The organism is Streptomyces erythrochromogenes (genome assembly GCF_036170895.1).
Taxonomy (GTDB): domain Bacteria; phylum Actinomycetota; class Actinomycetes; order Streptomycetales; family Streptomycetaceae; genus Streptomyces; species Streptomyces erythrochromogenes.
Window position 1 is genome coordinate 4818951 of sequence record NZ_CP108036.1, and the last position, 21645, is coordinate 4840595.

Sequence of the window (21645 nt, forward strand, 5' to 3'; positions counted from 1 at the left end):
GCCCCGACCTCGGTCTTCGCTACGGACACGCCCGCCCGTCCTGGGTGGGTGTGTCCGTTTTCCTTTGTTTCTGTCCGTAAATATGCGTACGGTGGGGGAAAGTCACAGTCCCGGGCATCGAACGGACGCAGAACCACATGTACGCACAGGAGCGCCGCCAGGAGATCCTCCGCCTCGCCCGCGAGGCGGGCAGCGTGGACGTGCTCTCCCTCGCCGACCGCTTCCAGGTCACCGCCGAGACCGTGCGCCGCGACCTCACCGCCCTGGACCGGGCCGGCCTGGTCCGCCGGGTGCACGGCGGGGGCATCCCCGTCGGCCGCCTCGACTTCGAACCGGACCTCACCGAGCGCGAGGCGACCGCCGCCGCGGAGAAGGACCGCATCGCCGCCGCCGCACTGGCGCGGCTCCCCGACGGCGGCAGCGTCGTCCTGGACGCCGGCAGTACGGTGGCCCGCCTGGCGACCGCGATCCCCGTCGACCTCGCCCTCACCGTCGTCACCCACGCGCTGCCCGTCGCCGCCCGGCTCGCCGACCACACCGGCATCGACCTGCACCTCGTCGGCGGCCGCGTCCGCCACCGCACCCGCGCCGCCGTCGACGCCTGGGCGCTGCGCGCGTACGCCGAGATCCGCGCAGACGTCGCCTTCCTCGCCACGAACGGCTTCTCGGCCCAGGGCGGCCTGACCACCCCCGACCTCGCCGAGGCCGCCGTCAAGCGCGCCGCGATCGCCGCCGCCCGCCGCGTCGTCCTCCTCGCCGACTCCACGAAGGCCGGCCAGGAGCACTTCGCGCGCTTCGGCTCCTTCGCGGACGTGGACCTCCTCCTCACGGACACGGGGCTCGCCCCCGCTCACAAGGCGGCCATCGAGGCCGCCGGTACGGAAGTCGTGCTCGTATGATCCTCACCGTCACCCCCAATCCCTCCCTCGACCGGACCTACGAGCTTCCCTCCCTGGACCGGGGCCGGGTGCTGCGCGCCGCGGGGGACCGGATCGACCCCGGGGGCAAGGGCGTCAACGTCTCCCGCGCGGCCGCCGCCGCGGGCGTCCCCACGACGGCGGTCCTCCCGCTCGGCGGAGCCCCCGGTGTGCTCCTCGCCGAACTCCTCGGCGGGCAGGGCGTGAACGTCACGGCCGTCTCCATTGTCGGCCGGACGCGTTCGAACATCTCGCTCGCCGAACCGGACGGCACCCTCACCAAGATCAACGCCACCGGACCGAAGCTGTCGCCGCAGGAATCCGACCTCCTCCTGGACACCGTCCGCACCTCCCGCGCCGACGCCTCCTGGATAGCCGGCTGCGGCAGCCTCCCGGGCGGCCTCGCACCCGACTGGTACGCCGACCTGGTGGCCGCGGCCCGCACGGCCGGCGTCCGTGTCGCCCTGGACGCCTCGGGCCCCGCCCTGCGCGCGGCGCTGCCGGCCGGCCCCGACGTGATCAAGCCGGACGCGTCCGGGCTCGCGGCGTCCGTGGGACGCCCGGTGTCCACCCTGGGTGAGGCGGTCAGGGCGGCGCAGGAACTCCACGCCCTGGGCGCCGGAGCGGTCCTGGCCTCCCTCGGCCGCGACGGCCTGCTCCTGGTGGGCGACCAAGGCGTCTGCCACGGCACCACCGAGCCCGCCGGGGCGGCCCGCGGCACCGCGGGCGCGGGCGACGCCGCCCTGGCCGGCTTCCTCATCGCCGGCGGCGACGGCCCCGGCGCGCTCCGCTCGGCCCTGGCCCACGGCGCGGCCGCCGGCCGGCTCCCGGGCTCCGTCATGCCGGCCCCCTCGGACCTGCGGCCGGACCAGGTCCGCCTTACGCGAGACCTGCTCCTGGACCTCCCGCTCACCGACCCCGGGACACCCTGACGCGGCCGGGACGTGAAGCAACGGGACGGGAGAGGGGGGTGGGGATCAGCCGACCCGGGCGCGGAGCTCCATCGCCCCGCGCGCGACGGCCTCGCTCTCGTACACCTCGCACATGTGCCGCCCGTCGGGCGTCGCCGTGTGCTCGACCTCCCACAGGCTCAGCTCGGTCCCGTCCAGCAGCACGAAGGCGTGCTCGTACAGGTTGAAGCCCGCGTCCCGCCCGTTCGGCAGGGCCTGCCGCGTCCCGAACGCCTGGGTGATCTGGTGGCCGTACGCCGCGCGCAGCAGCGCCGCCACCCGCTCGCCGGGCCGGTCCGGATTCTCCGCGCGGCGCAGCACCCGGCGGGCGTGGTCGGCGGAATCCTCCACCACGTACTCCCGGTGCCGGGGCACCGGCGCCGCGGAGGCGAACAGCGCACCGAGCGCCGACGCGTCGTCGTACGGATCCTCCTCGCCCGCGAGCGGCACCGGATCCGGGACCGCCCCCGCGGCGGACTCCCCGAAGAGCCGGGCCACCGCCAGACAGGTCTCCGCCTTGCTCGGGAAGACCTCGTGCCGCACGGCGCGGTCGCCCTCCGGTCGGTACGACAGCTCCCACAGCGAGACGGAACCGCCGTCGGCCAGCAGGTAGGTGTGCCGGTGCGTCTCCCGCCAGACGCCCGCTGCCGGATTGTGGTGGGTGGTGTAGAGCGAAGAGCTGTGGGCGAGCGCCGTACCGAGGCGCTCGACCAGCCTGTCCGGCAGGTCGAAGGAGTTGAGGGCGCGGCCGAGGAGTCGGTCGAGGTGCGCCTCGGTTGTCTCGTACGGATCGCTCAAGGTGGGTCTCCAGGCCGTCGCAGCTTGTCACTTCGCGGAAGCTCAACGTAACCCCTGGCTCTGACATCACGTCCGGGGTTCGGTAAAACGTCCGGGAAGCATCGGAGGTTCCCGCCACACCTTCAGGTCAACTTGCGTACGAATGGGCATGGTTGGGCCCGCTCTGGGTGGGGACGGGGGAATATGGGCCGCATGGCAACGAATACAGTGGGCCTCCCGCGCCAGCAGGGACGGCCCGGCAGTGCAGACGCAGACGAACGGGACGCCGCACCAAGGGGCTTGGCCTGGCTGCTGGCCGTCACCGGCGCGGCCGGGCTGCTGGCCTCCTGGGTGATCACCCTCGACAAGTTCCTCCTGCTGGAGGACCCGAACTTCAAGCCCGCCTGCAGCCTCAACCCGGTGGTCTCCTGCGGCAGCGTGATGCAGAGCGAGCAGGCCCAGGCCTTCGGCTTCCCCAACCCCATGCTGGGACTGGTCGGCTACGCCGCCGTGGTCTGCGTCGGCGCCGGCCTCCTGGCGGGCGCCCGATACGGTGGCTGGTTCTGGCTCGGACTGAACGCCGGCACGCTCTTCGGCGTCGGCTTCTGCAGCTGGCTCATGGTCCAGTCGCTCTACGAGATCAACGCGCTCTGCCTGTGGTGCTGCCTGGCCTGGGTGGCGACGCTGCTGATGTTCTGGGCGGTCACCGCGCACAACGTCCGTACACGGGTGCTCCCCGCCCCCGGCCCGCTGCGGGTCTTCTTCACCGAGTTCGGCTGGGCCCCGCCCGCCCTGCACATCGGGGTGATCGGGATGCTGGTCCTCACCCGGTGGTGGGACTTCTGGACCGGCTGACCGCCGCGTGCGCGGCACGTGCGAGGGCCCCGGCAGCTGGAGGCTGCCGGGGCCCTGTCACGCACTGCCGCGGGCTCGTCGGCCCGGACCCCCGCGCGGGGCGGGGGGAGCGGAAATCAGCTGCCGACGGAGGCGTTGCCGGAGAGGATCGGGATGTTGTCCAGGATGTGGGAGAGCGGCTCGTCGCCCTTGGCCTGGGTGGAGTTCTCGGTGCACTGCTGGTTCTGCGGGTTGGACAGGACGTTGATGTCCTGGACGCCGATGTTGAGCGCGGCGATCAGCGACTGGGCGTTGATCTTCGCCGGCAGGCCGATGCACGGCTTGTTCAGGGAGCCCTGGACCAGGCTGAGCTGCGGGCTCTGGTCGCCGTGGGTCTTCTGGTTGCCGTAGATCTGCTGGGAACCATTGCCGTTGACGGTGTTGACCCCGTTGTCGTTGCCGATGGCCATGGCCGGGGCCGCGGCAGCAGCGCCCGCGCCGACGGCAACGGCGGAAACCGCGGCGGCGGTCATGAACTTCTTGAACATCTTGATCCTTTTGTCGCACGAGTGCCCGCTGATGGAGCGCCCTGGTCAACTGCCCGGTCAGGGGGTTGGTTCCGCTGCTTCACTCAAACGGCCCGCGCGTCCCGATGTTTTCCCCAGCCCGGGTGAGCCGCCTGCGGACACGTGCGCGAAGCCCGTACGCGGCCCCAGTCGGCCGGGGTCCTGTTGCGCTCCGTAAGAGGTGTTCCCACGGTGAGTAAGGAGCGGTCCGATCCCGGCCGCTCCCATGTCCCGTGTCCCCACGCGAAGGAACCCCCATGCACCGCACGAAGCCGGCCCGCGCCCGTCTCCTCGTCCCCTCGGCGCTCGCCGTCGTCATATTGACCGGCGCGGCGGCACCCGCGAGCGCTCTCGACTCCGGGTCCGGTGCGGCATCCACCAAGGCCGCTCCGGCCGGCCCGATCGACGACCTCGTCAACGGGCTCCTCGAGCAGATCAAGGCCCTGCTGCCGGCGGGCGTCACCCTGCCGGACATCAAGATCCCGGAGATCAAGCTTCCCGAGATCACGCTGCCGGACATCAAGCTGCCGGAGATCAACCTGCCGAGCATCCCGGGGGTGCAGCTCCCCGAGATCCCCGGGGTCGAGCTCCCGCAGGTGCCGCTCACCCCGCCGGCGCTGCCCGATCCGGCGGCCCCGGTCGAACTCGTGCCGGAGGTCCCGGACGTGGAGGTCCCCGACGTACAACTCCCGGAGGTCCAGCTCCCCGCCCTCCCGTAACGGGCCCGGAGCGGCAACACGGTGACGCCGATTGAGCCGAACAGGTCTGATCGTGCGCGAACCCGTGTCGTCTGGGAGCGTGGAACGTTTCGCTCGGTGTGAGCCCCGGAGCGGGGCGGAACGTCGAACAGAAGGTGCACTTCCCATGAACTCTGCCAAGAAGGCCGCCCTGGTCCTGGCCACCGCTGGTCTCGCCGCGGCCGGTGCCGCCGGCTCCGCCGTCGCCGACTCGTCGGCCGAGGGCGCGGCCGTGGGTTCCCCCGGCGTCCTCTCCGGCAACCTGCTCCAGGTCCCGGTCCACGTCCCGGTCAACGTCTGCGGCAACACCGTGAACGTGATCGCCCTGCTGAACCCGGCGTTCGGCAACGTCTGCGTCAACGACTGACGTCGGTCGTACGACTGACTGTGGGCGCCCCGGCCTTGCCGGTGGCGCCCACAGTCTTGTCGGCGGGTCGCGGGACGGCGGCCTCGCCGGGCCCTAGCTGCCCGGGGTGGTTCAGCCCTTGCCGCCGTTGAGCTGCACGCCGCCCAGCATCGGCGAGGCCTGGGTGGCGCCGTTCGCGAGGCCGAGGACGGTGCCGGGAACGTCGTTGCGGGCCTTGTTGACCTTCTGGGCCGTGCCCACGACCTTGTTGACGGTGTCCCCCTGCTCGGCCAGGCCGTTGCCCACCGTCTGCGGAAGGTTCTCGGTGACGGGGGCGACGGCGTCCAGCGTCTGGGTCACCCCGCCGGTCAGGCTCATGGGGGGCATCGCGGCCGCCGGCTCGGCGGCGAACGCGGTACCGGAGGCGCCGAGGGCGGCGACGGAGCCGACGACGACAGCGGCGACCTTCGTGAGCTTCATTATCGAAATCCTCTTCTTTCGTGGACAGAGGCACGGGCGGCGACCGGCGCGCCGCTTTCGCCATGCGTAACGATTCCCGGGCGCCCTGGAAACGCGAACGCACCGGTACATGACAGCGGCCGGAGAATCCGACGAGGGATTCTCCGGCCGACATTTCTTCCGATTACCGGTATTGCCGGTCAGGCGATGCGCGAGCGCCGGTACAGAATGGCGCCGCCCAGGATCAGCGCCGAGGCGAGGGCCGCCGCGGCCGCGGGCTGACCCGCGCCGGTCTCGGCCAGCCGGGGCGCATCCGCCTGGGCGGGGGCCGGAGCCGGAGCCGGTGCGGGGGCCGGTGCGGGCGCGTCCGCGGGGGCGGGTGCCGGAACCGGTGCGGGTGCCGGCGGTACGTGGACCGGCGTGTCGCCCGAGGGGGCGGCCGGCGGCTGGTCCGCCGGCGGCGCGGCCTCGGGGACGGGTGCCGGAGCCGGGCGTTCCACCGGGTGGCTGCCGTGCGGCGGCGCGGGCGGCGCCTCCTCCTCGGCCACCGGCGCCGGGGCGGGCAGCGTGTGCGGGGCCTCCTCGACCGGCGGCTGCGGGGCGGGCAGCGGCTTCGGAGCCTCCTCGGCCGGGGGCTGCGGGGCGGGCGCCGGGGCCGGGAGCGGTACGGGCTGCTCCGCGGGCGGGGCCGGAGCCTCCTGGACCGGCTCCGGGACCGGCAGCGGGGCCGGGTGGTCCTCCACCGGCTCCGGCTTCGGGTGCGGGTGCTCGGGTGCGGGCGGGGCGTGGTGCGCCGGCGGGGCGGGTGCGGGGTGGTCGTCGCACTCCTCCTCCCGGTCCTGCTGCTCGCCCGGACCGCCGTAGCCGCCCTCGTGGCGCGGCTCCTCGTGGCGCGGCTTGGCGTGGCGGGGTCCCTCCTTCCGGGGGGTCTCCGGCCGCGCCTGCTCCGGCCGTGCCACCTGCTGCCGCGGTACCTCGTACGGCCGTGACTCCTGGCGCTGCTCCGGGACCGCGTGGCGGCCGGCGCGCTCGTCGAGGTAGTGCTCGAAGGCCTCGGCCTGCTGGGGGCTCAGGTAGCGCTCGTAGTCGTGGCCCGCGCCGGTGTGCGATCCGCCGCCGGTGACGCAGGTGTTCCCCATCGCGGGGTTGAGGGCCGCGCCGCCGTCCACGCTGTTGCCGCACACGTTCGGGGAGAACGTGATGGGTACCGAGACGCTGTTTCCGGCCAGCACCCCCGGCGAATGCGAGGCCTCGGCCGTGGCACCGGTGTGCGCGTAGGCCGCCCCGGTCGCGATCGACAACAGGCTCGACGCGGCTGCCGCCGTGAGCATGCCCTTGCCCAGTACCTGTCGGCTCAGTACCTGTCGCATGGGTCCTTCCCTGTCTACCGGCAGGCGCCGGTGGTGAATCGCAGGTGGCCCCGGAGTGCACCGCCGTGCACTCCGAGGCCACCTGCGAGGAGGTCTGCCCTTGCGGGCGCACGCACTGCGTCAGGCGTTGACGCAGGTGTTGCCGAAGGCGGGGTTCAGCAGCCCGACGATGTTGACGCTGTTGCCGCAGATGTTGACCGGGATGTTGACCGGGATCTGGGCGACATTGCCGGAGGCGACGCCCGGGGAGCCCGCGGCCTTGCCGTCGGCCGCCGCGTCGGCCATGGCGGGGGAGGCGGCACCGGCGGCCATCAGAGCGCCGGCGGCCAGCACCACTGCCTTCTTGTACGTCATTTTCTTTTCGATCCTTCCCGCAGAGGCGTATCCACTGCAGAATTAACAACGAGCAGTCGGGGGAAAAGAAACCGCGCCTTTTCGGCGACCGTCCGGAAATTCACCCCGATGCCCCGGGATAATTCGGGCGGCCGGTCGGGCGGTGATTTGCACCGCAAATTCCGGGGTGCGGATCCGCCCGACAATGCGGCGAGGCCGCCGCGACCCGAAGGTGCGACGGCCTCGCGGGCGCGGGGTGCGGTCAGCTGCCGGCCGAGGCGTTGCCGGAGAGGACCGGGATGTTGCTGAGGATGTGCGAGAGGGCTTCGTCGCCCTTGGCCTGGGTGGAGTTCTCGGTGCACTGCTGGTTCTGCGGGCTGGACAGGACCGGGATGTCCTGGACGCCGACGTTGATCAGGGCCAGCACGGACTGGACGTTGGCCTTCGCGGGGAGCGCGATGCAGGGCTTGTTGAAGGAGCCCTGGATGAGCGCCATCTGCGGGCTCATGTTGCCGTAGGTGGCCTGGTTGCCGTAGATCTGCGCGGAGTTGTTGCCGTTGACGGTGTTGATGCCGTTGTCGTTGCCGACCGCCATCGCCTGCGGGGCCATCGCGGCACCCATGCCCACGACCGAGGCGGCAACCGCGGCCGAGGCCATCATCTTCTTGATCATTGTCGTCCCTTTTTTGCAGGATTGCCCGGTAGTGGAGCACCTGGATCAACGGGCGCGACCCGGCGCGGGTTGCGCGGCTTCACCCGGATGCAGCCGTTTCGGGCGGCGCGATTGACGTTCAGGCGTTCACGCAGGTGTTGCCGAACGCGGGGTTCAGCGCGCCGACCAGGTTCGCGGTCAGGCCGCAGACGTTCACGGGTACGTGGACCGGGATCTGGCCCAGGTTGCCGCTCGCCACACCGGGGGAGCCGGCGGCGATGCCCTCGGCCGTCGCACCGCCCCCGCCGTGTGCGGAGGCGAGGCCCGCGCCGCCCATCAGCACGGCGACACCCGCGGCGGCGATGGTGGTGCCGCGCAGCAGCCTCTTCTTCATCTGCGTATTTCCTTTCGGTTCGAACAATGGTGCACCTCATAACGACCCGCCCGTTGCGAGGGTGCGTGCTATCGCCCAAAAGGCCGTACGAGCGAGTCCGACGTGATTTCCAGCCCGATTTCTGACAAAGTTCACTCCTGTTTTGTCCCCTTGATCGAAAATGGAGACAGGGTCATGGGTTCCTCCGGCAGAATCCTCGGCGCACTCGGCCTGCTGTCCTGCCTCGCGCTTTCCGTGAACGTTCCCGCGGCGGCCGCAGCGGCGCCCGCGCCCAAGGAGCTGCCCCGAGTCCCGTTCACCCAGCGTTACCAAGCCGTGCAGCACGGCGGGCTGGTCCGCGCCTCCAACTCGGGCATCAGCTGCCGCAAGGAGGAGTCCCCGCAGGCGGAGCCGTGCGCCGAGGTCAAGCGGGGCGCGGCGGGGGTGAACAGCGAGTTCGAGATGTTCTACAGCGAGGTGGACAAGGACCCGGACACCTACAACTCCACTCGGGCCGAGCTCAAGGTCCCCCAGGGCGCGAAGGTCTCGTACGCCCGGCTCTACTGGGGCGGCAACCTGCGGGTGGGCGAGCAGAAGCCCCCGCAGGACAACGGCCGGGTGCTGGTCGCCGAGCCGGGCGGGGCGTACAAGGAGGTCCTCGCCGACACGGTGATGGGCCACCGCACGGACGCGGGCAGCGACGCCTACCAGGCCTCCGCGGACGTGACCCCGCTGGTGCGCAAGGGCGGCGCCGGGATGTGGACGGTCTCCCAGCTGAACATCGCCATGGGCCACTCCGAGGTCGGGGCCTGGGGCGGCTGGACGCTCGTCGTCGCCTACGAGCACCCGCAGGAGCCGCTGCGCCGGATCTCGCTGTGGGACGGCTTCGAGTCGCTCGCCGCCCGGGCAGGCGACGGAACGGTCGAGATCGAGGGCGTGGACGCGCCGGCGGGATCGGCGGGGCGGGCCGGCGTGGTCGCGTACGACGGGGACCGGGGCACCCTCGGGGACTCACTCACCGTGACGGCCGCCAGTGGTCGCCGGGTGAGCCTCAGCGACGGCGAAAACCCTTTCAACGACGTCATGAATTCCACTATCACGGAATTCGGCGGCCAATCTTTCGTGCGACAGCCAGATCATATGAATAATCTCGGATATGACGCGGACGTGTTCGACCTGAGTCCCGCTCTGTCCGGTGGTGCCCGCAGCCTGAGGTTCAGGTTCACGGGCGAAAGTCAGGGTCATTTCCTCGGTGTGCTCTTCGTTCAGACAGACGCGCGCCGCTGAACGTAGGAGACCACTCCACGTGCCCACGCACTCCCGGGCGGCACAGCCCACGACCGTCCTCCACCTCGTACAACCCGTCGACGGCGGTGTGGCCAGGGTCGTCACCGACCTCGTCCGCGCCCAGACCGCGGAGGGCATCCGCGCCGTCGTCGGCTGCCCGCCCGGCGGCACGCTCGGCGACGCGGCCCGGTCCGCCGGGGCCGAGGTGTTCACCTGGCGGGCCGGCCGGGTCCCCGGCCCGGCGCTGCCGGCCGAACTGGCCGGCGCCCGCGGGCTGCTGCGCCGCGTCCGGCCCGACCTGCTGCACGCCCACAGCGCCAAGGCCGGACTGGCCGGACGGCTCGCCGCACGCGGGACGCTGCCCACCGTCTTCCAACCCCACGCCTGGTCCTTCGACGCCGTCGGCGGAGCCACCGCCGCGCTCGCCCTGCGCTGGGAGAGGTACGGCGCCCGCTGGGCCGACCGGGTGCTCTGCGTCAGCGAGGCCGAACGCCGCGCGGGCGAGAGCGAGGGCATCAGCGCCCACTGGACGGTGATCCGCAACGGCGTGGACCTCGACCACTTCCGGCCCGGCGCACCGGACCCCGGCCAGGACCGGGCCGAGTCCCGCGCCGCACTTCCGCTGCCGCCCTCCTTCCCGGCCGACGGGCCGCTCGCCGTCTGCGTCGGCCGGATCTGCGCCCAGAAGGGCCAGGACATCCTGCTGGAGGCCTGGCCCGAGGTGCTCGCGACCGTCCCCACGGCCCGCCTCGCCCTCGTCGGCGACGGACCCGACACCGAACGGCTGCGGCGCACCGCGGCGCTGTCCGGCACCGGCGTGCACTTCGCGGGCGCCGCCGCCGACATCCGACCGTGGCTTCGGGCCGCCGACCTCGTTGTACTGCCGTCGCGGTGGGAAGGCATGGCGCTCGCCCCGCTCGAAGCCATGGCCTGTGGCCGGCCGGTCCTGGTCTCCGACGTCAGCGGTGCCCGGGAGAGCCTGCCGCCCGGCCAGGGAGGCCTGTGCCTGGTGCCGCCGGAGGACCCGACAGCACTGGCCAAAGCCCTGGGGCGGCTGCTCGCCGAGCCGCGGCTCCTCGCCGAACTCGGGGAGCAGGCCCGGCAGCACGCCCGGACCGACTTCGACGTGCGGCGGACCACGGACGCGGTCAGCGGCCTGTACCACGAACTGCTGGGCAGGCCCCGACCCTTGAACCAGGAGCGCATCAGCCGATGACGATGGACAGCGCACCCGCCCGGCACACCGGGCAGGGCGGCACAGGGCCCGGCGGCAGCGCCTTCGCGCCCGCGCCCCACGCAGCAGCCCGCCGTTCCGCAACCGCCATCCATCCGCCGCGCGGGCCCCGGGTCGACCAGGCCCGGTCCGCCGTACGCCCGCACCGCGTCCGCCGCCGCAGCCGGGTGCTCCCCCTGCTCACCGCCGACGCGCTGGCCGCCGTACTCACCGCGGCCACCCTGCCCGGACCGGCGCTGCCCGTCCTGGCGGCCGCGCCGGCCGTCGCCGCGCTGCCCGCCCTGCTCGTCGCCCTGCACGCGCAGGCGGGCCTGTACCGGCCGCGCCTCGCCCCCTCCGCCCTCCTCGAACTGCCCGCACTGGTGGGGCGCTCCGCCGTCCTGTGGTGCGCGGCCGCCGCCGTCGCGGCCGCCTTCGACCCCGCGCGCGCCATGGGCTGGAGCGCGCTGCTCACCGCCGTGTGCCTGCAGGCCGTACTGGTCTGCGCGGGCCGCGGCGTCGTCAACCAGCTGCACCGCCGCGCCGCCGTACGCCGGCCCGCCTCCGCCCTCGTGGTCGGACCCGGCGCCGGGGCGAGCGCGGTGGCCGCCGCCCTGCACGGCCGCCCCGAGTTCGGCCTGCGCCCGGTCGGGCTCGCCGACACCGCGGCCCCCGCCGAGGGGGACACCGGGCCCCTCCCGCTCCTGTCCACCCACGAGGACATCCGGCGCGCGGTCATCCAGAACACCGTCCGGCACGCGGTGTTCACCCGCCCGCCCGAGGCCGACGAGCGCACCGCATCCCTGGTCCGGCTCTTCCACGACCACGGCTGCCGGCTGTGGCTCGCGGACCCGGCCGGCACCGCCAAGGTCACCGGCATGCGGCTGGCCCACCCCGCCGACCAGCTGTGGGGATACGCCGTGCAGCCGCTGCTGCCGCGCCCGGCCCGGCCGCTGGAGCGCTGGGCCAAGCGGGTCATCGACTCCGCGCTCGCCCTGGTCGCCCTGGTGGGCGCCGCGCCCGTGATGCTGCTCTGCGCGGCGGCCGTACGCCTCTGGGACGGACCCGGGGTGATCTTCCGTCAGGAGCGGGTCGGCCTCTACGGGCGCCCCTTCACCCTGCTGAAGTTCCGCACTCTGCGCGCCGACGCGCACGAGGCCGCCACCCGCTGGACGGTCGCGGGCGACCGCGGCATGAGCCCGGTCGGCTCCTTCCTGCGCAAGTCCTCCCTCGACGAACTGCCCCAGCTGTGGAACGTCGTACGGGGCGACATGAGCCTGGTCGGCCCCCGCCCCGAACGGCCCTTCTTCGTGGCGAAGTTCTCCACCGTGCACCCCGGCTACGAGGCCCGCCACCGGATGCCCGTCGGCATCACCGGCCTCGCCCAGATCAACGGCCTGCGCGGGGACACCTCCATCGAGGACCGGGCCCGCTTCGACAACCACTACATCGACACCTGGTCGCTGTGGCAGGACCTGTGGATCCTCGCCCGCACCGCGGCCTCCTTCTTCCGCTTCCGGCTGGGGGGCAGCTGATGAGCCTCGCCGCCCCCGGGCACTGGGTCCGGCCGGACGTGCCGGGCATGCTGCGCCGGCACTGGCCGCTGCTGCCGCTCGCCGCGACCGTGCTGTTCCTGCTCGCCCCGCTCCCGGCCGGGGACGCTACCGCCTCCGGCAAGGTCGGCCCGGCCGACGCCGCCTCGCTGCTGCTGGTCCTCGTCTGCGCCGTGCAGGCGCTGCGCGGCCGGGTGCGGGCGCTGACCCCGCTCGGCGTCCTTCTCCTCGGCGCGCCCGCCGTCGGCCTCGCGGTCGCGACGGTGACCGCGGGGGACCCGTACGCCGCCCTGCCGGGCTTCGTCCGCTACCTCCAGGTCTTCGTGCTGGTCCCGGCGGCCGTGGTGCTGTTGGTGCGCGACGCGCGGGAGTTCCGGCTCGCGGCCGGCTGCTTCGTGGTCCTGGCGCTGGTGCAGGGCGCGGTGGGGGTCGTGCAGTACGCGACCCACACCGGCGCCTCCTACCAGGGCGAGGACATCCGGGCGGTGGGCACCTTCGGCCCCGGCGACGTGATGGGCATGGCCACGGTCGTCGCCTACGGGCTGATCGTCGCGACCGCGGCCGCGCTCGCCCCCGGACTGCCGCCGCGCCTGCGCCGGATCGCCGCGGGCTGCGCCCTGGTGCTGGTCCTGCCGCTCGTCCTCTCCTTCAGCCGCGGCGCCTGGATCGCCACCCTCGGCGCGGCCCTGCTGGTGATGGCGCTGGCCGGGATCCGGCGGGCGCTCACGGTGCTCGCCGCGCTGGCCGCGGCCGGGGTGGTCCTGGTGGGCGGGCTCGGCGTCGGCTCCGAGATGGTCGCCGAGCGGCTCACCTCCATCACCCAGGTCTCCAGCGCCCCCGACCAGTCGGTGACCGACCGCTACACGATGTGGGCCGCCGCCGAGTCGATGTGGCGCGAGCGGCCGGCGGCGGGCGTGGGCCTCAAGGGCTTCCCCGCCCACCGCGACGGACACGCCTCGCTCGGGCTCTCCTCCGGCAGCGACACCGCCGGCGCGGGCCAGGCGTACATCCGCCAGCCGCTGCTCTCCCCGCACAACATGTACCTGCTGATCCTGAGCGAGCAGGGACTGATCGGACTGGTCGCGCTGGCGGGCGGCTGGGCGGCCCTGCTGGTCGTGGGACTGCGGCGGCTCACCTCCGGCGCGGGGGCGCGGGTGCGGGACTGCGGGCTGATCGCGACCGGGCTGTTCGTGTGGCAGCTGACCGACTTCCTCTACGCGGACATCGGCGGCCCGTCCACCGTCCTGACCGGCGTGATCATCGGCCTGGCGGCCTGGTGGGCGCTTCCCTCCCCCGGCGGTGCGGATCCGCTGCGCGCCGCCGGTCCGCTGCGCGGTGCGGTCGCCGCTCCCGGGGCCATCCCCGGGCCGGCGGACGCCCGGGGGCGGGCGCCCGGAAGCACCGGCGGCCCCATCGGCGCGGGCACCGGGGCACGGGGCCCGGTTCCCGAGAGTTCGAGCGGCCGGTGACGGACACCACGCCCTGGCGGCCCGCCTCCGGCCCTCCGGCCGGGGTGGGCCACACCCGCGTCCCGCCGACCCCGCCCGTCGAACCGGGCCCCTTCGGCCCCGCCGGGTATCCCGGCGGGGCCCCGGCGGGGCTCGGTGCGCGGGTGGCGGCGCGCACCACGAGCGCATCCGCCGACGCCCCCGCAGCCCGGGCCTCGGCCGCCGGGCACGGCGACGTCCGCCGCGAGGACGGGTCCACCGGGCCGGGCGGGGGGCAGCCCTCTGCCCGGCCCGGCCGTGGCGCGGCCTCCGTACGCTCCACCCCCGGTGTCCGCCGCGAAAGTGATCCGGCCGGGGCCGCCGTTCCCGCGGCCTGCGGCGTGAACCGGTTCGGACGCGGCCGGCGCCGGCGCGAGGCCGAGGTGTCCGCCGAGCCCGCCGCAGGCGCTCCGCTCGGGCGGTTCCTGGCCAAGGCCGCCGCCGTGACCGCCGGGCTCACTGCTGCCGGGGCCCTGTTCGGGCTGGTGCGCGACCAGACCATCGCGCACCTCTTCGGCGCCGGGCACGACAGCGACGCCTTCCTCATCGCCTGGACCGTCCCGGAGATGGCCTCGACGCTGCTGATCGAGGACGCCATGGCGCTGCTGATGGTCCCCGCCTTCAGCCACGCACTGGCCCGGCGGGCCGCCGCCCGGGCCGGGCTCACCCGCAGGGAGGCCCGCGCGCAGGATCCCGTACGGCTGCTGGTCGGGGCGACCCTGCCGCGGCTCGTCGTGTTCCTGGCCGCCGTGGCCTCCGTGCTCGTCGTCGCCGCGCCGGCCGTCGTCGCCGTGCTCGCGCCCGGCCTGCCCGATCCCGCACTGGCCGTCGAGTGCACCCGCCTGACCGCGCTGACCGTGCTCTCCTTCGGCATCGCCGGCTACTTCAGCGCCGCGCTGCGCGCGCACCGCTCCTTCCTGCCACCCGCCGCGATCTACGTCTCGTACAACATCGGCATCATCGCCACGATGGTCACCCTCCACACCCTGTGGGGCGTGCGGGCCGCCGCCGCGGGCGTCGCCGTCGGCGGACTGCTGATGGCGCTCGTCCAACTCCCCGCCTTCATCCGGAACGTGGGCTTCGGCCCGCCCCGGGCCAAACGGGCCGCCGCCCCGCGCAGCCAGCGCGACCGCGACCGCCCCACCCTCATCGCCTTCGGGGTCATCGCCCCCGTCATCCTCTTCGCCGTCTTCCGCCAGTCACAGGTGCTCGTCGAGCGGTTCCTGGCCGCCTCGCTCCCGTCCGGGGCGATCTCCCACCTCAACTACGCGCAGAAGGTCGCGCAGATGCCGATGGTGCTGTCGCTGATGATCTGCACCGTCACCTTCCCCGTCGTCGCCCAGGCCATGGCCGGCGGCGAGCGGGAGAAGGCCCGCCGGCGCGTGGAGCGGGACCTGGCACTGGCCTCGCTCGCCGTCCTGATGGGCACCGCGCTCGTCATCGGCTACGCCCCCCAGATCATCCAGGTCCTCTTCGAACGGGGCGCCTTCACCCACGAGGACACCCTCGCCACCGCCTCCGTCATGCGGGTCTACGGACTCGGACTGCTCGGCCACTGCCTCGTCGGGGCACTGTCCCGGCCCTTCTTCTCGACCGCCCGGCCCACCTGGTTCCCGGCGTTCGCGATGGGTGCCGGACTGCTCGTCAACATCGTGGCCGGAGCCTTCGCCGTCCGCTGGTGGGGCACCTACGGGATCGCCGCCGCCAACGCCGCCGGCATCTCCACCGCCGCCGCCCTGCTGCTCACCGGCCTCGGCCCGCGGATCATCGCCATCCACGTCCGCCGGGTCTCCGTCAGCATCGGACGGCTCGCGGTGGCCGCCGTCACCGCCTGCGCCACCGGCTGGATCGCCGGGCCGATGATCCCCGATCCGCTGCTCAGCGCCGGACTCGGCTGCCTGCTCGTCCCGGCCATGTTCGGCGCCACCGGCATGGCCATACGCGCCCTCGAAGTCACCGCCCTGCCCGGTCAGATCTCCCAGTTCACGCAGAGGTTCCGCAATGCCCGCTGACACCGACACGGCCCCCGCCGCCGTGGTGGTCCCCGCCCGCCGGACCGCATCGCCGTGGGTCCTGATGTACCACTCGGTCGCCGAGTTCACCGACCCCGCCGAGGACCCGTACGGCATCACCGTCACCCCCCTCGCCCTGGAGGCACAGCTGCTGTGGCTGCGCTCCCGGGGCCTGCGCGGGGTGTCGGTCGGTGAACTGCTGCGGGCCCGGGCGGCCGGGCGCGGAGCCGGGCTCGTCGGACTGACCTTCGACGACGGCTACACCGACTTCCTGACCCACGCGCTGCCGCTGCTCCAGCGCCACGACTGCACCGCCACCCTCTTCGTGCTGCCCGGACGGCTCGGCGTGGACAACGTGTGGGACCCGCTGGGACCGCGCAAGTCCCTGCTCACCGCCGAGGGGATCCGCGAAGTCGCCGCCGCCGGGCAGGAGATCGGCTCGCACGGCCTGCTCCACCAGGACCTCACCGCCACCCCCGACGACGTGCTCCAGCAGGAACTGCGCGGCAGCCGCGACCTGTTGCGCGAGCTGACCGGCACCCTGCCCGAGGGCTTCTGCTACCCGTACGGGCACCTCGACGCCCGGGTCGTCGACGCGACGCGGGCGGCCGGCTACGGCTACGCCTGCGCCATCGACCCCGGGCGGCTCGCCGGCCCGCACGCCCTGCCGCGCACGCACGTCAGCCAGGCCGACGGCGGCACCCGGCTGCGCGTCAAGCAGGTGCGCCACCAGGTCGGGGAGCTGCGGCGGGCGGTGTACCGGTGAAGCCGATCGAGGCCGTCAAGGCCCTGCACGTCATCACCGGCCTCGGCGTCGGCGGCGCCGAGCAGCAACTGCGGCTGCTGCTGCGGCACATGCCGATGCGGTGCGACGTGCTCACGCTGACCAATCCCGGGCCGGTCGCCGAGGGGCTGCGCGCCGACGGCGTACGGGTCGTGCACCTGGGAATGCGCGGCAACCGGGACCTGGGGGCGCTGCCCCGGCTCGTGCGGTTCATCCGGCGCGGCCAGTACGACCTCGTCCACACGCACCTGTACCGGGCCTGCGTGTACGGGCGCCTCGCGGCCCGGCTCGCGGGCACCGGGGCGACCGTCGCCACCGAGCACTCCCTCGGCGAGGGGGAGATCGAGGGCCGGCCGCTCTCGGGCGGGGTGCGCGCGCTGTACCTGGCCAGCGAGCGGCTGGGCGCGGCGACGGTGGCCGTGTCGGACACCGTCGCCGCCCGGCTGGAGGGGTGGGGGGTGCCGGCCGCGCGGGTCCACGTCGTACCCAACGGCATCGAGGCCGTCCGCTTCCGTTTCGACGAGGGCGTCCGCCGGGCGACCCGGGCCCGCACCGGGCTGCCCGAGCGGGCCTTCGTGGTCGGCGGGGTCGGCCGGCTGGTCCCGGGCAAGCGGTTCGACGTGCTGGTGCGGGCCGTGGCCGCGCTGCCGGGTGCGCACCTGATGCTGGCAGGGGACGGCCCGGAGCGGGCGGGGCTGCGCCGGCTGGCCGCCGAGCTCGGCGCGCAGAGCCGCATCCACCTGCTGGGGGAGCGGGACCCGCTGGGCGACAGCGCGGACGGCCGCACCCCGGGCATCCCGGCCCTGCTGGCCGCCATGGACGTCTTCGTCTCGCCGTCGCGGGAGGAGGCCTTCGGGCTCGCGGTCGTCGAGGCCCTGGCCGCCGGACTTCCGGTCCTGCACGTGACCTGCCCGGCCATCGACGACCTGCCCGCCGCCGAGGCCCCGGGGGCGCGCCGCATCGGCACCGGCACGGAGGAACTCGTCGCGGCGCTGCGCGGCCACATGGAGGCGGGCGCGCGCCGGCTGCCCCCGCCGCCGGTCGTGCGCCGCTACGACATCGCCCGCAGCGCGCGCCGGCTGCTGGACGTGTACGACCTCGCCCTCTCGGCCGCGCCGGAACCGCGGGTACCGGGCCCCGTCACGGATCCCGCACCGGACCCGGCCGGCGCTGCGGCCCCGGACCCCGCGGCGCGACCGGAGGCGGGGCTGACGGTGCCCGGGCCCGGCTCCCCCCGGCGGACGCCGGGCGCCCATGGCTGATCCCCACCCCCGAAGGGGTCCCGGCCGGGACCCGAAGGAACCCACCTCCCTCCAGGAAGCGAGCACGACCATGGCCGACACCGCCGCGAAGAAGTCAGAGAAGCCGAAGAACCCCGAGAAGAAGCCGGAGCGGAAGGCCGACCACCGCTCCGGGAAGAGGCCCAGGCGGCGGCTCGGCCGGCCCCCCGTGTGGTGGCCGCTGCCCGCCTGCGCCGTGCTGGGGCTGGCCGCCGGCGGCGCGTACGGGGTGCTCAAGGCCCCCGAGTACGCCGCGACCAGCTATGTCGTCGCCGTTCCCGACGACACCACCGAACCCGCCACCGCCCTCGGCTTCGCGCAGGCGTACGCCCGTATCGCCACCAGCAGTTCCACCCTCGCCTACGCGCAGCCCCGCGCGGGCATCACCGCGCGGGAGCTGCGGACCCATGTACGGGCCGAGACCTCGCCCGAGTCCCCGATGATCGCCATCACCGGCACCTCCAAGAGCCCCGCCGAGGCCGCCGACATCGCGAACGCCGTCGCCGACGCCCTGTCGCTGAGCAGCAACCAGGCCGCCAAGAACACCGGCGTCCAGCTCCTCCTCTTCAACCAGGCCGTGGCCCCCACCGACCCCGCCTCCCCGTCCGCCGCCATCAGCGGTGCCGTGGGGCTGTGCGCCGGCGGGCTGCTGGGCGGTCTGTGGCTGCTCGCCCGGCCCGGCCGGGCCCGACGCCCCGAGGAGGTCGCGGCCGCGCCCGCGGCCGGTCCGGTGGCCGAGCCGGTCGCGGAGCACGTCGCCGAGGAGTACGCCACCCTCCCCGCCCAGGGTGAGCCGGCCTCGGCCAAGGAGAAGGAGTCCGTGCGATGAGTTCGGGCTCCGCCGGGGCCCTGTCGGTGACGCTGTGCCGCGACCCCCGGCAGTTCGCCGCGCTGGAGGAGCCGTGGAACCGGCTCGTCCGCGCCTGTCCCACCGCCACCCCCTTCCAGAGCCACGCCTGGCTGCACTCCTGGTGGCTGTCGTACGGGAAGGACGGCCGGCTCCGGATCGTCCTCGTCCGGCGCGGCGGCGAACTGGTCGGCGCGGCCGCCCTGATGCTCGTGCACCGGCCGATTCCGCTGCTGGTGCCCCTCGGCGGCCCGATCACCGACTACTTCGACGTGCTCGTGGCCGCGGAGCACGCCGCCCAGGTCGTCCCGGCGCTGGCCCACGGGCTGCACCGGGCGGCCCGCGGTGCGGTGGTCGACCTGCGGGAGGTCCGTCCCGGGGCCGCCGCCGAGGAGCTGTACCGGCAGTGGCCCGGGATCGGCAGCAGGCTGGCCGACTCCACGTGCATGGAGCTGCCGACCCTGCCGTTCGACGAACTGGTCAAGCGGATGCCGGCCTCCGGCGCCCAGCGGGTGCGGGCGAAGCTGCGCAAGACCGACGCGGCCGGGATCGAGGAGCACGAGGCCACCGAGCAGGAAGTGCCGCGCGCGGTACGGAACCTGCTGCGGCTGCACGAGAAGCAGTGGCGCGGCCGCGGCGTGACCCCGGAGCACCTGCGCCCCCGCTTCGCCGAGCACCTCACCCGGGCCACCCGCCGGATGGTGCGGGCGGGGGAGGGCCGGCTGACGGAGTTCCGGCTGGACGGGAAGGTGGTGGCGGCCAACGTCACGCTGCTGTCGGCGGGACTCAGCGGCGGCTACCTCTACGGCGCGGACCCGGACCTGCGGGCGCGCAAGGTGGACGTGGCGACTCTGCTGCTGCGCCACGAGGCGCGGCGGGCACTGGCGGAGGGCCGGCCGGTGGTCAGCTTCCTGCGGGGCAACGAGCCCTACAAGAACCACTGGCGGCCCCAGGCGGTCGTCAACCAGCGCTTCCTGATGGCCACGAGCGCGCTCGCGCCCCTGCTGCGGCTGCACGAGTCGCAGGTGACGGGGCGCGAGCGGGCGGTGGACGCGCTGCGCGAGGCGCTGCCGGCCGCCAGGGACTGGCGGGCGCGGCTCAACGAACTGCGGGTGCGATGACCCCTCTAGAAGGGCCAGAAGCCGAAGTCGTCGCCCAGGTCGATCTTGATGCAGACCGACTGCTTGCCGACGAGCTCGGACAGCCACCCGCCGAAGTTGATCGGTACGCACCACTGCCTGCTGTTGAGGGGCGGCTGCTGCGGCTGCGGCAGGGGCTCGGCCGGAGTGGGCGTGGGCTTCGGCACGACCGGGCCCGGCGTGACGGGCGCCGTTGCCACGGGCGAGGGCGTCACGGGCGAGGGCTTCGGCACTTCGGGGCTGGGGGTGCCGGGCTCGGGGACCTCGGGGCTCGGGTCGACGGGGGTCGGCACGAGCGGGCTCGGGGTCACCGGAGTCGGCACCTCGGGGCTCGGCACCACCGGGCTGGGCACGACCGGACTCGGTTCCACCGGCGCGGGCTCGGTGACCTGCGGCGTGGGGACCGCGGGCGTCGGGACCTGAGGCGTCGGGACCTGAGGCGTGGGGACCTGGGGCGTCGGGACTTCCGGGGTCGGGACCTGCGGGGTCGGGACTTCCGGGGTCGGGACCTGGGGTGTCGGGACCTGCGGCGTGGGCACGGCCGGAGTGGGTACGACCGGAGTCGGCACCGCGGGGGTCGGCACCACGGGGGTCGGCACCACGGGCGTGGGCACGACCGGCGTCGGCACCACCGGGCCGGGCACCTCGGGCGTGAGCGCGTCCCGGAACACCTTCGTGGACTCGGGGTTCTGCTTGCACTGCCACACGCCGTGCGGGCAGTAGTCGGTGATGGTGTGGTAGAGCGGCTTGTGCTGCGCGATCCACTGCAGCATGCGCCGCACGTACTCCGGGTTGTCGCCGCGCCGGAACAGGCCCCACTCCGGGTACGAGATCGCTTTGCGGTGTGCCCGCGCGAAGTCGACGTGCTTCTGGAGCCCGTACGGCTGGGAGATCTGGTCGTCGAAGTCCTGCCCGGGACCCTGGTCGTACGAATCCATCCCGATGATGTCGACGTAGTCGTCACCCGGGTAGCACTTCGTCCAGCCGATCGCGTCCGTACCCCTGTTCGGGGCGAAGTCGAACTTGAACTTCTGGCCCGGCACGGCGCGCATCACGGTGACGATGCGCCGCCAGTACAGCTTCCAGTTCGCCGGATCGGGGCGGCAGCGGTGGGTGTAGGTGACGCCGTTCATCTCCCAGCCGAGCACGATTACGGTGTCCGGCACGCCCAGCGACACCAGCCGCTCGGCGAGCCTGCGGAAGTGCTCGTCGTACTTGCCCTGCGCGCCCGCCCGGATCAGCCGGACCACCTGCTGGTCGGGCACCCGGGCCTCGTTGCGCGCCTGCATGGGCACGTTGAGGACGAACATCCGGTCGTCGTCCGCCCGGCGCCACCGCGCCCAGTCCTCCAGGAAGGAGACCCGGCCCTCGATGCCCGCCCACTGGTCGCCGGGGAGATAGGTGTGGCCGACCCGGATCTCCCTCCCGCCGAGCCAGCGCGAGAGGTACGGGATGCGGGCCACCCCGTCCGGCCCGTAGTGGAGATAGGCGCCCACGGCGGGGCCGGAGTCCACGGTCCGGTTCTCGTCCGGCGCCGCGAGGGCGGCCCCGGTGGCGAGCAGTCCGGCCGTGACCGTACCGACGCAGGTGCTCGCCAGTCGGCGGCGTGGTGTGGGCATGGCGTCTCCCGAGCTTTCCTGAATCGGTGTGCTTGCGAAAGACGTTAGGCATCACATCCGACGAATGGCCTGTTCGGTGACTGCCGCGTAGGCCATTAGCAGCTGCACAT

At 73.9% G+C, this 21645-nt stretch carries 22 protein-coding genes; 14 read left to right on the forward strand and 8 right to left on the reverse strand.

All coding sequences use genetic code 11. The features are described 5' to 3' along the window. The first annotated feature begins 137 nt into the window (after positions 1–137). Positions 138–899 (forward strand): DeoR/GlpR family DNA-binding transcription regulator, encoded by a 762-nt coding sequence (locus tag OHA91_RS21985; RefSeq protein ID WP_031150599.1) that lies wholly within the window; start codon positions 138–140, stop codon positions 897–899. Continuing rightward, a complete protein-coding gene (locus OHA91_RS21990; protein WP_266500573.1) occupies positions 896–1849 on the forward strand; it encodes a 1-phosphofructokinase family hexose kinase in 954 nt (317 codons plus the stop codon). Before OHA91_RS21985 ends, OHA91_RS21990 begins: the two co-directional genes overlap by 4 nt. A 45-nt stretch (positions 1850–1894) precedes the next feature. Here the strand turns inward: OHA91_RS21990 and OHA91_RS21995 are convergent, their stop codons facing one another. Further along, a complete protein-coding gene (locus OHA91_RS21995; RefSeq protein ID WP_031150601.1) occupies positions 1895–2665 on the reverse strand; it encodes a DUF6227 family protein in 771 nt (256 codons plus the stop codon). Positions 2666–2857: 192 nt separating this feature from the next. Between OHA91_RS21995 and OHA91_RS22000 the strand changes: the two genes are divergently transcribed. Beyond that, complete coding sequence (locus OHA91_RS22000; protein WP_031150602.1) at positions 2858–3499, forward strand: vitamin K epoxide reductase family protein; 642 nt, start codon at positions 2858–2860, stop codon at positions 3497–3499. A 116-nt stretch (positions 3500–3615) separates the two neighbouring features. Here the strand turns inward: OHA91_RS22000 and OHA91_RS22005 are convergent, their stop codons facing one another. After that, positions 3616–4026: a rodlin gene (locus OHA91_RS22005; protein WP_031150604.1), complete on the reverse strand. Its 411-nt coding sequence runs from the start codon at positions 4024–4026 to the stop codon at positions 3616–3618. Between the two features lie 275 nt (positions 4027–4301). Between OHA91_RS22005 and OHA91_RS22010 the strand changes: the two genes are divergently transcribed. Beyond that, positions 4302–4763, forward strand: coding sequence for a hypothetical protein (locus OHA91_RS22010; RefSeq protein ID WP_031150606.1), 462 nt, complete (start codon positions 4302–4304; stop codon positions 4761–4763). 145 nt (positions 4764–4908) lie between these two features. Beyond that, the gene (locus tag OHA91_RS22015) at positions 4909–5148 is read left to right on the forward strand and encodes a chaplin (protein WP_030845163.1); all 240 of its coding nucleotides are present in this window, start codon (positions 4909–4911) and stop codon (positions 5146–5148) included. A 111-nt stretch (positions 5149–5259) separates the two neighbouring features. Here OHA91_RS22015 and OHA91_RS22020 read toward each other — a convergent pair whose 3' ends face one another. From OHA91_RS22020 to OHA91_RS22040, 5 genes are all read right to left on the reverse strand, one after another. Further along, a complete protein-coding gene (locus tag OHA91_RS22020) occupies positions 5260–5607 on the reverse strand; it encodes a hypothetical protein (RefSeq protein ID WP_031150609.1) in 348 nt (115 codons plus the stop codon). A gap of 179 nt (positions 5608–5786) precedes the next feature. Continuing rightward, entirely contained in the window at positions 5787–6956 is a 1170-nt protein-coding gene (locus OHA91_RS22025; protein ID WP_328739810.1) for a chaplin, read from the reverse strand. 120 nt (positions 6957–7076) lie between these two features. Continuing rightward, entirely contained in the window at positions 7077–7310 is a 234-nt protein-coding gene (locus OHA91_RS22030; RefSeq protein ID WP_031150614.1) for a chaplin, read from the reverse strand. A 241-nt stretch (positions 7311–7551) separates the two neighbouring features. Further along, a complete protein-coding gene (locus OHA91_RS22035; protein WP_030963015.1) occupies positions 7552–7962 on the reverse strand; it encodes a rodlin in 411 nt (136 codons plus the stop codon). 118 nt (positions 7963–8080) lie between these two features. Next, a complete protein-coding gene (locus OHA91_RS22040; RefSeq protein ID WP_031150618.1) occupies positions 8081–8335 on the reverse strand; it encodes a chaplin in 255 nt (84 codons plus the stop codon). Between the two features lie 174 nt (positions 8336–8509). On the opposite strand from OHA91_RS22040, the gene OHA91_RS22045 reads away from it, so the two are divergent. The 9 genes from OHA91_RS22045 (at position 8510) to OHA91_RS22085 (ending at position 19898) form a co-directional block, all read left to right on the forward strand. After that, positions 8510–9601, forward strand: a complete 1092-nt coding sequence (locus OHA91_RS22045; RefSeq protein WP_408059177.1) for a DUF3344 domain-containing protein — start codon at positions 8510–8512, stop codon at positions 9599–9601. A 19-nt stretch (positions 9602–9620) separates the two neighbouring features. Beyond that, a complete protein-coding gene (locus tag OHA91_RS22050) occupies positions 9621–10817 on the forward strand; it encodes a glycosyltransferase (protein WP_328739812.1) in 1197 nt (398 codons plus the stop codon). Continuing rightward, the gene (locus OHA91_RS22055; protein ID WP_381705639.1) at positions 10814–12349 is read left to right on the forward strand and encodes a sugar transferase; all 1536 of its coding nucleotides are present in this window, start codon (positions 10814–10816) and stop codon (positions 12347–12349) included. The genes OHA91_RS22050 and OHA91_RS22055 overlap by 4 nt, the downstream gene beginning before the upstream one ends. Further along, positions 12349–13836 carry an O-antigen ligase family protein gene (locus tag OHA91_RS22060; RefSeq protein WP_078959272.1) on the forward strand — a complete coding sequence of 496 codons (1488 nt, stop codon included), beginning with the start codon at positions 12349–12351 and terminating at the stop codon, positions 13834–13836. Before OHA91_RS22055 ends, OHA91_RS22060 begins: the two co-directional genes overlap by 1 nt. Next, entirely contained in the window at positions 13833–15866 is a 2034-nt protein-coding gene (gene murJ / locus OHA91_RS22065; protein ID WP_328739813.1) for a murein biosynthesis integral membrane protein MurJ, read from the forward strand. The genes OHA91_RS22060 and murJ overlap by 4 nt, the downstream gene beginning before the upstream one ends. Then, positions 15856–16632: a polysaccharide deacetylase family protein gene (locus OHA91_RS22070; protein ID WP_031150628.1), complete on the forward strand. Its 777-nt coding sequence runs from the start codon at positions 15856–15858 to the stop codon at positions 16630–16632. Before murJ ends, OHA91_RS22070 begins: the two co-directional genes overlap by 11 nt. Further along, positions 16629–17912, forward strand: coding sequence for a glycosyltransferase (locus OHA91_RS22075; RefSeq protein WP_245240096.1), 1284 nt, complete (start codon positions 16629–16631; stop codon positions 17910–17912). Before OHA91_RS22070 ends, OHA91_RS22075 begins: the two co-directional genes overlap by 4 nt. 70 nt (positions 17913–17982) lie before the next feature. Then, positions 17983–18759 (forward strand): YveK family protein, encoded by a 777-nt coding sequence (locus tag OHA91_RS22080; RefSeq protein WP_031150632.1) that lies wholly within the window; start codon positions 17983–17985, stop codon positions 18757–18759. Continuing rightward, positions 18756–19898 (forward strand): GNAT family N-acetyltransferase, encoded by a 1143-nt coding sequence (locus OHA91_RS22085; RefSeq protein ID WP_031150634.1) that lies wholly within the window; start codon positions 18756–18758, stop codon positions 19896–19898. Before OHA91_RS22080 ends, OHA91_RS22085 begins: the two co-directional genes overlap by 4 nt. A 5-nt stretch (positions 19899–19903) precedes the next feature. On the opposite strand, the gene OHA91_RS22090 is transcribed toward OHA91_RS22085, so the two are convergent. Further along, positions 19904–21535 (reverse strand): glycosyl hydrolase, encoded by a 1632-nt coding sequence (locus OHA91_RS22090; RefSeq protein WP_328739817.1) that lies wholly within the window; start codon positions 21533–21535, stop codon positions 19904–19906. Positions 21536–21645 lie beyond the last annotated feature (110 nt).